The organism is Nonomuraea rubra (assembly GCF_014207985.1).
Taxonomy (GTDB): Bacteria; Actinomycetota; Actinomycetes; order Streptosporangiales; family Streptosporangiaceae; genus Nonomuraea; species Nonomuraea rubra.
On the sequence record NZ_JACHMI010000001.1, the window covers coordinates 8,816,452 to 8,831,869 of the forward strand.

The 15,418-nt window shown below is 69.9% G+C and carries 15 protein-coding genes; 6 read left to right on the forward strand and 9 right to left on the reverse strand.

Annotated elements, in window-relative coordinates; translation table 11 throughout:
* The 4 genes from HD593_RS40215 to HD593_RS40230 all read left to right on the forward strand — a co-directional run bounded on the left by HD593_RS40215 (position 1) and on the right by HD593_RS40230 (position 5,510).
* Positions 1–2,556, forward strand: coding sequence for a type IV secretory system conjugative DNA transfer family protein (locus HD593_RS40215; RefSeq protein WP_185107462.1), 2,556 nt, complete (start codon positions 1–3; stop codon positions 2,554–2,556).
* 52 nt (positions 2,557–2,608) lie between these two features.
* Entirely contained in the window at positions 2,609–3,556 is a 948-nt protein-coding gene (locus tag HD593_RS40220; RefSeq protein WP_185107464.1) for a replication-relaxation family protein, read from the forward strand.
* Positions 3,553–4,674 (forward strand): C40 family peptidase, encoded by a 1,122-nt coding sequence (locus tag HD593_RS40225; protein ID WP_185107466.1) that lies wholly within the window; start codon positions 3,553–3,555, stop codon positions 4,672–4,674. Before HD593_RS40220 ends, HD593_RS40225 begins: the two co-directional genes overlap by 4 nt.
* A gap of 98 nt (positions 4,675–4,772) precedes the next feature.
* On the forward strand, positions 4,773–5,510 hold the full coding sequence (locus HD593_RS40230) for a GIY-YIG nuclease family protein (RefSeq protein ID WP_185107468.1): 738 nt from the start codon (positions 4,773–4,775) through the stop codon (positions 5,508–5,510).
* Positions 5,511–5,587: 77 nt separating this feature from the next.
* Here HD593_RS40230 and HD593_RS40235 read toward each other — a convergent pair whose 3' ends face one another.
* From HD593_RS40235 to HD593_RS40260, 6 genes are all read right to left on the reverse strand, one after another.
* On the reverse strand, positions 5,588–6,019 hold the full coding sequence (locus HD593_RS40235; protein WP_185107470.1) for a hypothetical protein: 432 nt from the start codon (positions 6,017–6,019) through the stop codon (positions 5,588–5,590).
* Positions 6,016–6,525 (reverse strand): hypothetical protein, encoded by a 510-nt coding sequence (locus HD593_RS40240; RefSeq protein ID WP_185107472.1) that lies wholly within the window; start codon positions 6,523–6,525, stop codon positions 6,016–6,018. Before HD593_RS40240 ends, HD593_RS40235 begins: the two co-directional genes overlap by 4 nt.
* Before the next feature lie 68 nt (positions 6,526–6,593).
* The gene (locus HD593_RS40245; protein ID WP_185107474.1) at positions 6,594–7,169 is read right to left on the reverse strand and encodes a hypothetical protein; all 576 of its coding nucleotides are present in this window, start codon (positions 7,167–7,169) and stop codon (positions 6,594–6,596) included.
* 100 nt (positions 7,170–7,269) lie between these two features.
* Complete coding sequence (locus HD593_RS40250; RefSeq protein ID WP_185107476.1) at positions 7,270–7,722, reverse strand: hypothetical protein; 453 nt, start codon at positions 7,720–7,722, stop codon at positions 7,270–7,272.
* A gap of 180 nt (positions 7,723–7,902) precedes the next feature.
* Positions 7,903–8,907: a DUF932 domain-containing protein gene (locus HD593_RS40255; protein ID WP_185107478.1), complete on the reverse strand. Its 1,005-nt coding sequence runs from the start codon at positions 8,905–8,907 to the stop codon at positions 7,903–7,905.
* 245 nt (positions 8,908–9,152) lie between these two features.
* A complete protein-coding gene (locus HD593_RS40260) occupies positions 9,153–10,373 on the reverse strand; it encodes a hypothetical protein (protein WP_185107480.1) in 1,221 nt (406 codons plus the stop codon).
* A 411-nt stretch (positions 10,374–10,784) separates the two neighbouring features.
* On the opposite strand from HD593_RS40260, the gene HD593_RS40265 reads away from it, so the two are divergent.
* The gene (locus tag HD593_RS40265) at positions 10,785–11,750 is read left to right on the forward strand and encodes a hypothetical protein (RefSeq protein WP_185107482.1); all 966 of its coding nucleotides are present in this window, start codon (positions 10,785–10,787) and stop codon (positions 11,748–11,750) included.
* 94 nt (positions 11,751–11,844) lie between these two features.
* Here HD593_RS40265 and HD593_RS63780 read toward each other — a convergent pair whose 3' ends face one another.
* Entirely contained in the window at positions 11,845–11,967 is a 123-nt protein-coding gene (locus HD593_RS63780) for a hypothetical protein (RefSeq protein ID WP_281402495.1), read from the reverse strand.
* A 483-nt stretch (positions 11,968–12,450) separates the two neighbouring features.
* Positions 12,451–13,923: an ATP-binding protein gene (locus HD593_RS63785; RefSeq protein ID WP_185107484.1), complete on the reverse strand. Its 1,473-nt coding sequence runs from the start codon at positions 13,921–13,923 to the stop codon at positions 12,451–12,453.
* Positions 13,924–14,205: 282 nt separating this feature from the next.
* Here HD593_RS63785 and HD593_RS40275 point away from each other — a divergent pair, with 282 nt between their 5' ends.
* Complete coding sequence (locus HD593_RS40275; protein WP_185107486.1) at positions 14,206–14,598, forward strand: hypothetical protein; 393 nt, start codon at positions 14,206–14,208, stop codon at positions 14,596–14,598.
* Between the two features lie 238 nt (positions 14,599–14,836).
* Here HD593_RS40275 and HD593_RS40280 read toward each other — a convergent pair whose 3' ends face one another.
* A complete protein-coding gene (locus tag HD593_RS40280; RefSeq protein ID WP_185107488.1) occupies positions 14,837–15,370 on the reverse strand; it encodes a hypothetical protein in 534 nt (177 codons plus the stop codon).
* Positions 15,371–15,418 lie beyond the last annotated feature (48 nt).

The window sequence follows — 15,418 nt, forward strand, 5'->3', positions numbered from 1 at the left end:
ATGAACCCATCACTCCGCCAGGATGGCTCGTGCCTGCTGTGCGGCATCGACGACCACGACGTACAGACCGCTCTGGACTTTCTGGCCGAGCTACCGGCCCGCCTGCCCGAACTCACCCTCGCCTACGGGCCCCGGCTCGCCCTGGCCCTCGCCGTCATCTGGACCGTGACCGCCGCTGTGCGCTACCTGCTCGGCTGGCTTCACCACGCCGACATGACCCCCGAGGCCCGCCTGATCGAGATCTCCAGCCCGCCGCGCAGCGATCCCGAAGGCGCGCTCGTGCTATGGCGGCAGCTCGTCGGCCTGCTCCGACCCGCCTGGAAACGCGCCTTCACCGGCCAACCCCACCTGGTGTGGGAGTACTGCGGCAGCGACGCGGGCGTCCGGATCCGCCTGTGGGTACCTGGCACCATCCCGCCAGGCATCGTGGAGAAGACCGTCCACGCCGCCTGGCCGGGCGCGACAACCACCACCAGCCCGGCCACCTCGCCACTCCCCGACGAAACCGAGGTCGCCGGGGGACGGCTTGTCCTGGCCGCGCCCGAACACCTTCCCCTCAGGACCGACCACGACCACGACCCCGTCCGCTCCCTGCTGGAGGCGATGGGCGGGCTCCGCGAGGGCGAACACGCCGTCGTCCAAATCCTGGCCCGCCCGACCACCGGCAGGCGGCTACGCCACGCCTATCGCGCAGCCGCTCACCTACGCGGCGGAGGCAGCCGCCCTCTCTTCGGCCGCGTCCTCGACGAGCTTCTCCCCCTGCCCGACGCCCGCCGCGACCGGCACCCCAGCGGCGATCTCGCTCGCGACTTTCCCGAACGCGCCGAACAAGTCCGCGCCATCCTCACCAAGGCAGGCCAGCCGCGCTACACCGTGGCGATCCGCTACGCCGTCGCCACCACCCGCGAACCCATCTCCACGGCGTCCGCGAAGGTCCGCCGGGAGCCGGCTGATCTGGTTCGTGGCTGGCTGCGCGGCCACGCGCACACGCTGGCCGGCGTCTTCGCCTTGTACACCGCAAGCCACCAGTACCTGCGCCGAGCCCGCCTCTGGCGCGCCCGCCGGGCGGTCGGCTCGCGGCGCCTCGACGCCGGATATCTGTTGTCCGTTGCCGAGCTGGCCGCGCTCGCCCACCTGCCCTGGGACATCGACGCCCCCGGCATCACCCGCGCCGGAGCCCGCCCCATCGCGCCGTCCCCGGCCGTACCCCGCACCACGGCTGGTGGAACGGCCCGCGTCCTGGGCGACGCCGACAGCGGCCCACCGCGCCCCGTAGCGCTACCGGTGGCCGACGCCCGCCACCACACGCACGTCCTGGGCGGCACCGGCGTCGGCAAATCCACCCTGCTCGCCAACCTCGTCCTCACTGACGCCGCCGCAGGCCGAGGCGCCCTGGTCATCGACCCGAAAGGCGACCTGATCACCGACATCCTCCACCGGCTGCCCCAGCGGGCGATCGGCAGAACCGTCGTCTTCGACCCACAAGACCCGGCCCCGCCGCCATCGATCAACATTCTCGCCGGGCCCGACCCCGCCTTCGCCGTCGACTCCGTCGTCACCATCTTCCACCGCTGCTTCTCCACCGCCTGGGGACCACGCGTGGATGACCTGCTCCGCTCCACCTGCCTCACCCTGACCAGCGTCCTGGGCCGCAAGGCGACCCTGGCCGAGGTGCCCCGGCTACTCACCGACGCCGCGTTCCGCGCCCAGATCGTCACCCGGCTGGAGGACAGCCTGCTGGGCGGATTCTGGGACTCCTACGAAGCCCTCACCCCAGCCGGGCAAGCGACCGTGATCGGCCCGGTGATGAACAAGCTCCGCGCCGTCCTGCTCCGCCCGTTCGTCCGCCAGGCGCTGGCCAGCCCAGAAACGACTGTCCCCATCGGCCGGCTTCTCGATCAAGGCGGCCTGGTTTTGGCCCGGCTCCCGAAGGGAGTGCTCGGCGATGACGCTGCCCGCCTGTTCGGCTCCATCCTGCTCGCCCACACCTGGCAGGCCACCACCCGCCGCACTCAGCTCGCCGAAGCTGACCGGCCGGACGCCTCGCTGGTGATCGACGAGTGCCACAACTTCCTGAACTTGCCTGGCCACATCAACGACGTGCTGGCCGAGGCGCGCGGCTACCGGCTCTCTCTCGTGCTCGCCCACCAGCACCTCGACCAGTTGCCGGGCGACCTGCGTGAGGCGCTGTCCGCTGACGCGCGCAACAAGATCTACTTCAATGCCTCGCCCAAGGACGCGAACGAGTTGAAGCACCACACTGCGCCGCTGATCAGCCCGCACGACCTCACCCACCTGGGCGCGTACCAGACGGCCGCCCGCCTCATCGTCGACGGCCAGCAGATCTCCGCCTTCACCCTGCGCACCCGCCCCCTCCCCGGCCTGATCGAGGGGCGTGCCGAGGAAATCCGGCAGGCATCACGCGAGCAGTACACCCAGCCGGACGACGCGACCCAGCACCCCGCCCGCAGGCCACTCCGCCAGATCGGCCACGCACCCGACCTGCGCACCGACCTGCGCAGCGGACCTCCCGACCAGCACGAAGAGCCCGCCTGACCCGCCACTCAGCCCACTCGCGCAGTACCGATCACCTTGAGGAGATTCCGCCATGCCCGCAGCTCGTATCCCGCTTGGCCTGCCACGTTTCAACGCCGACACCATGGCCACCATCGCCGCCCGGCTCACGCCCCGCGACTACCAGCTCCTGGAGCACCTCCTGCACCACCGTGTCCTGACCACCCACCAACTCCAGCGGCTGTTCTTCACCAAGCCGCAGCCCACCCGCCGCCGCCTGGGCATCCTGCACAAGCTGCACACCATCACCCGCTACCGCCCCTGGACCCCCTACGGCGGTTCCGCCCCCTGCCACTGGGTCCTCGGCCGCGCCGGAGCCGAACTCCTCGCCCTACGCAGCCACACCACCGTCAAAGAGCTCGGCTACCATCCCGACCTGGCCATGTCGATCTCCGTCTCGGACAAGAGCGGCCACCAGATCGGCGTCAACGACTTCTTCACCGACCTGCACTACCGGGCCCGCCACACTTCAGGAGCTCGTCTGCGGGCGTGGCTGTCGGAAAAGCAGTGCGCCAGCATCTGGGGCGGCCTTGCTCGTCCGGACGCCTTCGGCTGCTGGTCCGAGAACGGCCGCCAGATCGACTTCTTCCTCGAACACGACACCGGCAGCATGACCTTGGCCAAGGTCGCCGACAAACTCGCCTCCTACGCCGACCTCGCCGAGACCACCCAGATCACTACCCCGGTCCTGTTCTGGCTGCCCAGCCGAAAACGCGAGACCCATCTCCGCGCCGTCATCAAGGCCACCGAGATACCCATCGCCACCGCCGTCCAGACGGAACTCGACGATGGCCCCGCCGGGCCCTGTTGGCTCCCGCTCCCCAGCCGGGCGGGTCAGCCTCGAATGAGGCTCGCCGAACTCGGCACCGCCTGGCCCCACCTCATCCTCGGCCGAAGCCCAGAGCAGCCCGCCACCACCAGCGTCAGCACCTCCTACGACGATCTCGATAGCTCGTTGCTCAAGGAGAACGAGAGCAGGTGAAGGCCGCCGCGGCCGGCGCCGCCCTCCTGCTGCTCCTCGTCTCGGCTCTCGTCGCAGCCGCCACCAGCATCCTGACCTCCTCTGGAACGCCCGGCGGCGGCGCCTGCGCGATCACACCCAGCACAGTGAGCAGCATGGCAAGCACGCCGGTCGCGGCCCCGGCATCCCGCGGCGCCGCCTCCACCTTGGACAGCGAGCAGCAAACCCATGCCGCCCTCATCGTCCAGATCGCGATGGAGCGCGGCCTGCCCGTCCGGGCCGCCGTGATCGCGGTCGCCACCGCCATGCAAGAAGCCCAGCTCCGCAATCTGCGTTACGGCCATCTCGACAGCCTCGGGCTGTTCCAGCAACGCCCCTCACAGGGCTGGGGAACACCCGAGCAAATCCTCGACCCCCGCTACGCCATCACTGCCTTCTACGACCGGCTGGGCGCAGTACGGCGTTGGGAGCAACTCCCGCTCACGCGGGCCGCCCAGGCCGTCCAGCGCTCCGGCCGCCCGGACGCCTACGCCCAATGGGAGCCACTTGCCCAACGCCTTGTTGACGCTCTCGCCGGCACCTGCGTTCCTCCCATTCCAGGCGAGACGATCGCTGCCGTGCTCGCGTACGCGCATGCCCAGCTCGCGAAGCCGTACCTGTGGGGAGCCGAAGGCCCTTACGCCTTCGACTGCTCCGGCCTGACCATGCGCGCCTACCAAGCAGCCGGCATCGTCATCCCCCGCGTCGCGGCCGACCAATGGCGCCACGGCCCACCCATCCCCGCAGGCCAGGAACAGCCCGGCGACCTCGCCTTCTTCAACATGCAAGCCGACGGCCCCGGACACGTCGGCCTCGTCATCGGCAACGGGCAGATGATCCACGCACCCAACCGGCGCAGTGTCGTCAGGATCGACACCTACCAGCGCCGCGACCTGATCAGCTTTTCCCGCCCGATCGCCCGCGCCGCCAGCACCAGCCCGATACAGGCTGACCGCCCGCCACGGCTCCGGCCACCGACCGCCCGCACCGACCGTGGACGTACCTCCGGCGAACGGGTCCGGCTGACCGCATGGGATGAGGTCCGTGACACCGTCCGAACGGTTCCGCTCAGCGGCGGGAAGACCCTATCCGCTGGGTGAGCTGCACGTTTCTTCTCCAAACCACGATTACGCACAGCGATGCCTCCGATACTGTTCGAGACAGTTTTCCCGTAACACCAGGCGAAGGAGACGCTCTCGTGTGTGCGATACGGTTCGCCCCGTCCCAGCTCATCGTCAGCCTCTCCTACGACCTGAACAACCCGATGAAGATCCGCGCCAAGCACAAGGTCGCCGGCATGCTTCTGCTCGACCGCGATCACGCCAACCGCCTCGAAAAAGGCTGGAATGTGCCCGGCGTCTACCTTCTGCTCGACCGGCCCGACCACGAGGGCCGGTGGGGAGCCTACGTCGGCAAGGCGACCACACCCGGCCTTCGCCACCGTGTGCTGCAGCAGCTCAGGGACCGCGCGCACTGGTATCGGGCGCTGCTCATCCGCTACGAGTCCAACGAGGATGAGACGCTCAACAGCAGCGAGGCCGGGTGGCTGGAAGGGCGCCTCTATGACCATCTCGTCAAGGCGGGGCAGGTCGACCTGCACAACCGCAACCGGCCCCGCGACCCCACGCTCTCGGATGACGACGAGACCAGTCTCATCGACTACCTGCTGCCCATCGAGTCCGTGCTCCGGCTCATCGGCCACACCCTCTACCCCCGGCCAGCAGGCGCGCCCGACGGCGGCGGCCCCCTCTTCAGGAGAATCGAGCCGGAGCCCAAGCCGGACAAGCCTGCCCCCTACGTGAGCCCGCTCGGTCTGGGGCCCAACCCGTACCTGATGCGCGACCCCACGCCCGAGAAGGTGAGGAAGAAGGTCGCGCTCATCATGGCGGGCAAGCACCCTCCGGTCATGGACAAGGGGCCGGGCAGACAGGCCTGATCCGGTGGTGCAGGAGGTATGCCCCGGCCAGCACACTTCACTTGTGCTGGGCGGGGCATGCCACCTACGTCACCGGCTCAGGCGCTACCGGCCATGTCCTCCTCCGCTACCGGCTCTTCTCCGCCGCAGATCCGGCAGGCGCGTTCCTCCTCGGCGGTGAGCACCACGGCGTACAGCTCCGGAAGGCCGATGGTCACGGCCTTGCAGAGGCGGTGCCAGCCGTCGATGATCAGGATGCCGCCGGTCGGGACCGTGGCCACGATCAGCGGCTCCGACAGGTCCACCTGGGCCGCGTGCTCGGCGTCGATGGCGATCAGGTTGAGCATCGCCGCCCACCATTCGGTCACGATCAGCCCGTCCGCGGCCCGGCCCTGGATGAGCTTCTTGGCCTTGGTGATGTCCCAGCGCCAGCCGAGCATCTGGAAGACCTCCACACCCGTGCTATCCGACCGGTCCAATCTGGACGTGGCGTCGCCGGTGCGGTGGGGGTTGGGGTGGGGGTGGGTCATGCCGTGGCCTCCTGCCCGGCTGAAGTATCGGGGGTCTGCTGGCGGAAGCAGGCCGGCGCGAGTGTCTCGGCTTGGGTGAGGAAGGCGCGGGCGGCGTTCTGCCGTACGAGTGCCAGGCTGCGCTCGAGGTGGTCGAGGGCGGCGGCGCGCTCGGTGTCCGCCCCGGGTGCTGGTGCCTGGGTCGCGGGTTCGGGTGGGGTGGGGTCGGTGGCGTAGGGGGCGATCCAGGAGATGAACCGGGCGATGGCCTGGGCCGGGCGCAAGCCGCCGCTGTCGGCGTACTCGATGTGCCGGGCTACCAGCAGCCACCAGGTGCACACGGTGTGCGCGTGCAGGGTGTCGTAGATCTGCTCGGCGCTCAGCCGCTCGCCTCGGCCCAGACGCCGGAAGGTGTCCTCGGTGTGATGCTGGCGGGCCTTGCGGGCCTGCTCGATGATCGCCTCCAGCGCAGCCGGGGCCGCCGGGGGCGGTGCGCCGGTGGCGGGGGGCTGCTGAGCGTCGTTCATGACGGTGCTGTCCTTTCCTGCGGGGTTCGCGTCAGCGCCGGGATGCGCTCGCGCGGTGGGTTGCTCGGTCACGGCGCCACCACCGTCGGTACGGGCGGGGTGGGGCTGACCGGTCGAGGGTGATCGTGTTCTGCGGGCGTGGCGGAGGTGGCCGCCGGATGGGCTGCCTGGTGGATGAGGTGCTGGGTGAGCAGGTGGCCGCTGTCGCTAAGGAAGTCGCGGGCGGCCATGCGGGCGGCGTGGGCGAGGGCGTGATCGAACAACGTGCCCGGCCGGGCGGCCGGAGGTTCGGCGGTGAGGTAGTGGCGGGCCCAGGAGCGCACCCGCCGCAGCGCGTGATCGGAGGCCAGCTGCTTGCTGGTGATCTCCTCCTCCACTAGATCCCACCAGGCGCGTGCTGCCTGGGCGTGGACGGTGACGAACAGCTGCTCGCCGGTCAGCCGCTGTCCGTTCTGCAAGGCGAAGATCGCTTTGGCTGCTGCGGTGTAGCAGGCGTGGCGGACAGTGGTGATCTTCTCGGTGGTCAGCTGATCGCAGGAGGGCCACGCTTGTTCGTGCTGGCCGGTGACGGTGTCCTCCGTCGGGGTGATGCTGTCCGGCGGATGGAGCGGGGGCAGGGTGCCGGGCTGGGGGATGTCATGCATCGGGTGTCGTCCTTTCGCTGAGTTGCAGGGATGGGTGAGGGGTGGGTCATGGGGTGGCCGCCCGGCTGGCGGCTCGACGCCGCGCCCGCCGGGCGCGGCGTCACGGACGGCGGCCCTCGGCCGGGGCCTGCTCGATCGCGGGCGTGATCCCTTCGGCCGGGCGGGTGTCGTGATCGGAGAGGAGAGCCAGCGCGTCGGCGAGCTTCTCGGTCGCGTCGAGGAAGGCGCGTGCGCCGCCCCTGCGGCATTCGGCCATGGCCAGGGTGAACAGGCCGCCGTTGTTCACCGGGCGGGCGTTGATCAGCAGGTCCTGGGCGCGTTGCCGCACGGTGAGCAGGGCGGTCGCGCCGTCGATCGGTTCCTCGCGGCCGTGGGTGAGGTCGGTGACCTGCTGCCACCACGACATCCGCTGGTAGGCGTAGGCGATCCGGCCTAGGTCCTTGTCGTGCAGTGTGCCCTCGTCGTCCAGGGTGGCGATGCGGTTGAGCGCCTGGCTCAGTTCCCAGCGGGCGGTGTTGGCGTAGTGAACGGCTAGATCTTCGAGTCGTCCCATGACGGTCTCCTTCGGTAAGCGGTTGACGACATGCGCGGCGTGAGGCCTGGCGTGGCCGACCCGGCAGCCCGGGGCCGGGCGCAGCCGAGGTCACGCCGGACGGTCTGTGCGGCGGGTTCGGGGGTGGTGTCCGGTACGGCCCCCGGGCTGGGGCCTGTACCGGATGCCACGGGCTGTGGGTCAGGCGGTGGCCAGGAGCCGGAACGCGCGGGTCTTGATCTTGGCGTGCTCGTGGTCGTCGAGCAGGGCCCGCTCCGCCCGCACGGCCGCCACGTCCCGGCTGCCGAACACGGGGCTGCGGTGGTCCAGCCGCTCGGTCACCGCGTTGTAGGCGGCCCAGCGGGTGTTGCGGATCGGCTCTTGGGTGGGCGCGTGCGCGAACAGGTGCTCCAGCTGGCGCAGCGTCAGCTCGCGGTTCTTGCGCGCCAGATCCTTCGCGCCCGCCGGGATCGGGTACAGCACGTTGGTGAACTGGCGGAACTCGGAAAAGTTCATCGGGGTCGCGAGGAGCTTTTCGGCCTCGGCGGCAAACGCTTCCCCGTGCCGCCAGGTCAGCTTGAGCGCATCGCGGGCCTCGGCGATGCGCCCAGCCATCCGGCCCGTGTGCCGGACGGTGAACTTCGAGGCGTGATTGGCCAGCGCCGCCCGTTCGGTGTTGGCGCACACCACCCGGACCGGGGTCGCCACGGTCACGAACGACCCCCACCCGTCATGCCGGGAGAACGCCGCCAGATACAGGTCCACCTGATCGAACCCGCCGACCATGAGCGGCTCGGGCAGCCGCATGGTGACGAAGATGCGCCGCCCGTTGTTCAGCGACCCGCCGGTGTCGAACACCGCCCCCGACTCATCCACCAGGGTCTGCAGGAACGCGGTCACCTCCTCGTTCTGCAACACCTCGTACTCCTTGCCGACACGGCCGAGCCGTTCCGGCTGACCGGTGACCGGGTTGGTGCGCACCACCAGGAAGTCCTCATCCGTGGTGACCGGCTGGCCGGTGACAGGGTCGGTCACCTGGCCGACCGGCACCTTGCGCACGTTCCATCCAGCGAGCTGGGCGTTGGACAGCAGGTCCTCGGCGGTCATCGGGCCGGGCGCGGTGTAGCCGAGCCCGTGCCAGCCGGGCTTACCGGCGGCGGCGAACCCGGCCGAACCGTTGGCGAAGATCTCGATTTCGTGAGCCATGACAGGGCCTTTCTGATGTGTGGGCAGGCGAAACAGACGCGATGACGAACAGATGTGGGGCTGGCCCCTCAGCGTCGGGGCCGGTGGAGCGGGGATCGATGGAGGTGGCCCGGGTGGGTCGGACGGTGCTGCCGCCCGGCGTGTGAGCCAGGGGTGGGTCGTGGGTTGCGGTGGGTCGGTAGGGCGACCGGCCGGGCTACGGGTCCGGGGCGGGCCGATATGGGATGGCCCGCCCTGACCCTCGTTCAGCCGGTGTAGGTGTCCGCCGCGCTGGCCTCGGACGGGACGCCGGTGGGGGCGTCGGTGGGCGCGAGAGCGAACCGGCGGGGCCGCTCACAGGTCAGCACCGCCAGGCCGAGGTTGACCAGCCGGTCCAACGCGTTGGCCACCGCACCGGACGAGGCATCCAGCACCTTCCCGATCTCGTACGGGGTGAAGTCCTTGCCCGGGTACTCGATCAGGTGCGCGTACACCCGATCCCGCAACGCCCCCGGCCGCACCCCGCCCCCCATGCCGCCGCTGGCACCGCCCGGCCGGGCGCCCGGCACGGCGCGGGCCGGGGCGGCGTCGATACCGGTCAGCACCGCGCGCGCGTCACGGTGCACCGAGGCGATCCTGGCCATCGCCATCTCCAGGCACCCCAACGCCATCACGTCGTTACCGTCGTCTTTGGCCAGGGCGACCCCGCCGAGCAGGTCGATCAGTTCCGCCAGTTCGGCCCGCACGCGCGCCCACGCCGGATCATCCACCACCGGCCCAGACACCGACTCGGACACAGGCTCGGACGGGTCAGCGCCGGGGACCGAGACGTGGGCCTGGTCCGGACCCTCATCGGGCGCTTCGTCGCCGAGCTCCTCCGGCTGATCATGCGCCCCCTCGACCGGCTCCCCTTCGTCGCGCCGAGCGGCCACCGGGCCGGGCGCGGCCGTCCCGTCGGCAGCCGGAAGCGTCTCCTCGTCCGCTGCTTCTACGGTGTCACCCAGCGGGGTGTCAGCGTCGGGGGTATCAGCGTCCGGCACGGCGGGCGCGGTGCCCGGCGTTTCGGCATCCGGGGTGTCCGAGGCGGACGTGTCCGGGGCGGTGGTGTCGGCGTTGATCGGGTACCACCGGTCAGCGGCGCGGCCCCGCGTCTGACCGTCGTTCGTGCCCAGCTCGCGGCGAGCGCGCCCGTCGGAATCGAGTTGGTTGAGGATCTTGCCCGCCACCATCCGGCTCAGCCCGGCCGCCGCCCCGATCGCCGTGGCGGTCGCGCCCGGCTCGGCGTTCAGCGCCGCCCACACCGCCTCCGCACGGGTATCGGTGCCCACCGTGGGGTCGGTGTCCGGGGCGGCGGTGCCGGGGCGGTCAGGGGCGGTCAGGGGCGCGGCGTGGGCGGCCGGGACGGCGGTATTCGCGTTATTGATAGCGGCGTCGGTGTCAGCGGGAATGTTTTCGGTCCCGGTGTTTTCCCGCGTAGTGATAGCCATGGCATGCGTCCCTTTCCGGTCGCGTTTCCCGGCCCCGTTCCGGGCCGATGTTTTTGTTTGTGCGACGACCATCCCTCGCATGGATAACGACTGGCAAGCCGATCCGGGAACATTTTCCGTCACCGGAACGGCTGGAGAGGCTACCCTCATAAACAATCGTTGATCTGCGGAAACATCTCGAAGATGGATCGCTATATCGGCTTGACATCCGCGGCCGGCCCGACTCTTCACGCATTTCACCGGACGACGGCGAACGACCCCTGATTGTCCGATTCCCAGTTGTGGAATCTCAGATATTAATGCGCGTCCGGGTTGACATTGATGCGCGATGGAGCGTCCATGGAATTAGGCGGTGAATCGCCGCTGAAAACCACCCGGGATGACGCGCCGGGGGAACGAAAGGGAAACCGCATGGCACCCACGATGGCCGCCGACGACATCACGGTGGACGCCGCCCACCTACGCGGCCTGGCCGCCTACGGCCCCGGATGGGCGCTCATGTGGGACGAACACGACGTGTTCGCCGCCCCCACCCACCTGGCCGACCACGGGGACATTTTCGAGATCATCGACCACGCCGGATACACCGCCATCCACGATCAGCACGCCCAGCACGGCCAACCGGACGGCCCCGCCGCCATCGCTGTCACCGTCGCCGCCGTCATCACCGGCCAGGCCCGTATCCGCCTGCGACAATGGCCGCACACCGCCCACATGATGGCCGCCACCGGCCCCTACACCACCGCGCTACGCCCCTACGGCATCCATCGCCACCAGGCCAGCCGCCCCGACGCCGACGGCCGCCACATCACCACCGACTACCGGATCACCCGCACCGGCGCGACCGCATCGATCACCATGCCGTACGCCACCGACTCAACCGTACCCATCACGATCACCATCACCGACCCCCACCCCGCACACAGCGTCCCCACGTACACGGTGACCGTGCCCCGCCAAACGCCGCCCGCCGCTGTCGCTGCCCTGATCGCCGCTGCCGGAGGCCTCCCCCCACACACCGCCACCGGCTACCGCCACGCCCACGACACCGGCTTTCCCGAAACCCCCCGCTACATCACCGTGGAACCGGCCGACGTCCGCGCGTTGGCCGCCCACGGCCCCGGCTGGGCCCTCATGTGGCACGACGACCACACCCAACCCGTCATCACCCGCCATGACCGCGACGACGACGCACTCCTCGAAATTTGCACCCACGAGCACATGATCAACCTGGGCAGCCACCACCCGGACTATGACGCCATCGCCGCCTACCTGACCGACACCCTCGGCGACTTCGACCCCGGCCAGGACAACACCACCGCCACCACGGACGCCACACGCCCGGCCGACATGAACGACACACACGCCCCGGCCTAACAACCGGTCCCCGGCAAGGGAACGGCCCCGGCACCGCCCAACAGCGGTACCGGGGCCCACCCATGCCCGCGCACAGCGCCCCCATCACACGCGATCACGCGATCACGCGGGCGGCGATCACGCGGGCGGCGGGCGGCGGGCGGCAGGCGGCAGGCGGCAGGCGGCAGGCGGCAGGCGGCAGGCGGCAGGCGGCAGGCGGCAGGACGAACCTGCTCACCCAGGGCCTTCTCGGCAAGCCTCACCAGGGCTGGCCAGCCGGCACCCTGCAACACACCAGCCAAAATGCAGCGAGACGGGACGGGAAGGCAGCCGACGACGGGAACCACACCGGCGTAGGAGCACGCAGCACGCCAACGTACCCACACACATCTTCCAGGAGTCGCCTTAAGGCGACTCGGGGCGGCCATCGCAACAGCCGAAACCCACCTGACCTGAGCAAACGGCACATCGACGGGTGAGGCGCTCTCAGCGGCAACACCGAGCGCGACAACAAAACGCGACACCGAAGACAACACCGGACAACGCCCCGTCCATGAACCCGCAACAGCGAACGCGACGCTCCACGTCCTCCCGATCTCGGCTCGTCCCTCACCGGCAGAGGTACCTCAGCCTCGAGGCTTGCCCGCCTTCCGGCGCCCTCCGCGCCGGAAGGCGGGACCAGAATCGACGCCCATCTGCGCCCCAGGTGTCAAGCCCCGCATCACGCCGCGGATGCTTGTCCTTGGGCGGCGACAGCGACCACCGCGACGGTCTTCGACCGAACCCGGCGATGGCGAGGGCCACCCCCACCAGGCCAACCTCTCGGATCAGCCCGACGGTCCCCTTCAGACACTCGTGCGCCTGCCCGCGAGCGGCCCCGCCGCCACACCGGCCACCCGCGCGGCCACCACGCCGCCCGCGCCGGGCCCGCGCCGACAACCGCCCACGTGCCCGTCTCCGACCGTTCGGCGGCCACTACCCCTGACGGCGGCGCAACCGCCGCCAGCGTGCCGCTCACCCCCGCCCCGGCGCCCTCTTTCCCGCGCACCCCACCCATGCCCGCGCACGCACCCGGCGTGGGCGCTGGCGGGGATGACGTGCCTGCCCGCCCCCGGCCGTTGTACGGCTCCGTCCCCAGCGGCTCGGAGAAGGTCAGCACCGGCGGGTCAGGCGCCATCGCGCAGTGTTCATGCAGACTGGATGCACCGGATCCAGCGTCGGCCGAGATGGGTTTTCGCGGGATCGGCGGCAAGGCCTGGCGCAGTTCCTTTGGACCAGCCGCGGTGATCACCACCTGGGGGCCGCGCATGGCGAGCCACCGATACTGCACCACCAGGAAGGCCCAATCGGGCCAGTCCCGGCGCAGCTCGGCCAGCGCCAGCTGCGCCCACGGTTCCTGACCGAAGGCCGACCTCTGGTCCGCCTCCCACCTCATCGTCGCGTTGCCTTGCGGGGAGGGATGCGGGCCAGCCGCCAGATCACTGGGGGTTCCTCCGCAGTCCACCGGCGAGGAGCCGACACCAGTGATCGCGTGTCCCGTTTCCTTCGTGACCTTCCTGAAGGGCATTGGCATCCGCTCGTGCAGGCCGACCGGCTCCGGCCGTTCCCCGCCAGCACCGGCCGCGTCGTCGGCTGTGGCGGCTTGAGCCGCCTGCTCGGGCAGAGCGAGGTCCGCCCAGACCGCATGCCCGGTGCTCGGATCACCCGCCGCCCCGTACCGGGACGCCAGCTTTGCCACTCCGGCCAGCCCGCGACCGTGCTCAGCCAGTCCTGGTATGGAGTCTGGCGTCCGGGAGAAGTCCGGAACCGAACTCCCGCCCAGGTCATAGACCACGATGCGCGCCACGTCCGCACCGCGCAGCACCTCCACCACGAAGAACCCCCGCGCTTGCCCCGAGCGCGAGTGCCGCAGGCTGTTGCTGACGAGCTCGGCCGTCACCCACTGCGCATCCCCCTCCCGGCCGGTGTCGGCCAGCAACCAGCCCACCATGCGGCGCGCGGGGGCCGACTGATCCTCCCGCCCGGGAAACGCCCGTCGCCACGCCATCCCACCCCACACCTGCGGGGAGCGGAACGTCGACATCACCAGGCCCGGCGCCAGATCCGGAAACTCCTCCCCCAGCGGCTGCCCGGGCGTCCGCAGTCCCAGAGGGCAGCTCGGCTCGACTGAAGTGCGCTGCTCGCGGTGGCTCATGCTGAGTGTCCCTTCCGGTCACGCCCCGGCGCATCCGGGAACGGCCAGCACCATCACCCACCTCGCCGCCCGAATCACATCCCCAACCCGCAACCCCGCCCCGGTACCGCTTCGATCAGCACCATCGCCATCCACACGCCCACCGAACGCCCGTAGTACCTCCGGCGATCACCCCACGCAGAAGCTTGAGCCCCTCGGCCCAGCCCACCTACCGTTCCTCGTCCCCGCCCCCCGCTGAGGCGACACAACGCCGCGGTCAGAATAGAAAGGACACCTCGCCGCATGACCAGCACCGGCTACCAGACGCTCCTCGACTGCCGCCGCCGCAGCCGATACCTGCGCCAGCACGGCTTCACCATCGACCAGATCGCCATCATCCTCGCCCTTGATCACCCCGCCAGCCCACTCCGCCTCTACCGCCACGCCGCCGGCCTCACCGCAGCGCAGACAGTCGACGCCTTCCACCGGCTCGCCGCCACCACCGGCGCAGGACTACGAGAATCCCGCCTCTACGACCACGAGACCTGGCCCCAGACAGGCCGACGCCCCTCCGTCCACACCCTGCACCTGCTGGCCCGCATCTACGGCACCCAGCCCGCCCACCTGCTCACCCCCGCCATGCTCGCCACCTACACCCCGCGCGACCAGCACGCCCTCCGCCAAGGAAACAGATGACACTTCGACCAGGTGTCTGGCGTCGCTGAACATGACAGCGGGCATGCGGCCGACCTGGGCACCGTCCTTTAGATCAGCATCTATCCAGGTGACCGAACGACATTCAAAATGACGGTGCGATCCCAAGTGTGGTTCTTGCAAACTGCCTGGGAGGTCGCGGCCCCGACGCCACGCGCCGGCTGGCCCGCCTCGAATCCTCGGCACACATTGGGGTTCCCAGGAAGTCTCGATCGAGACGTCAGTCCACGCCACACCAGTAGGCGAGCTGGTGGCTCGTGCTCTTAACCACACGCGATGGGGACTCAGGCTGCGGCCAGATCTGCAGCAGGTAGCGGTCAACGACGGCATCTCCGGTGGCCAAGCTGTTCACGTTGGCACCTTCGTCCATGTTTACGGCGTGATATCGCAACCGATACCACCCTGGTCCCGAGGGCAACTCGGGCAGCAGATGATCGCCTTCGCCCGACCATTCGGCTATGCGGAGCGATTCCGACTGGGCCAAGAAGCTGATCTCCACGATGTCCTCATATCCGTCGGTGTCCGCTCCGGGGTCCTCGTCTGCCACTGTCACTGAGAAGCCGACCGGTCCTGTATGGAGACCCGTGATGAGATGAGCCTTTCCCTCCTCCACTGCCACTCTGACAATCCCCACGGGGTGCTCAGGATTGTCAGGACGGCGCTCCACGGTCGGAAACTCGTCGTATGCGTCGGCGAGGTAGGCCTGCCGGTAATGGACGTGGAGACCGAACAACACGGTCTCAGCAGTGGTCACGGTTGCCCAGACTACGATCACGAACCGACGTTGCCCATGGTCTGCCCC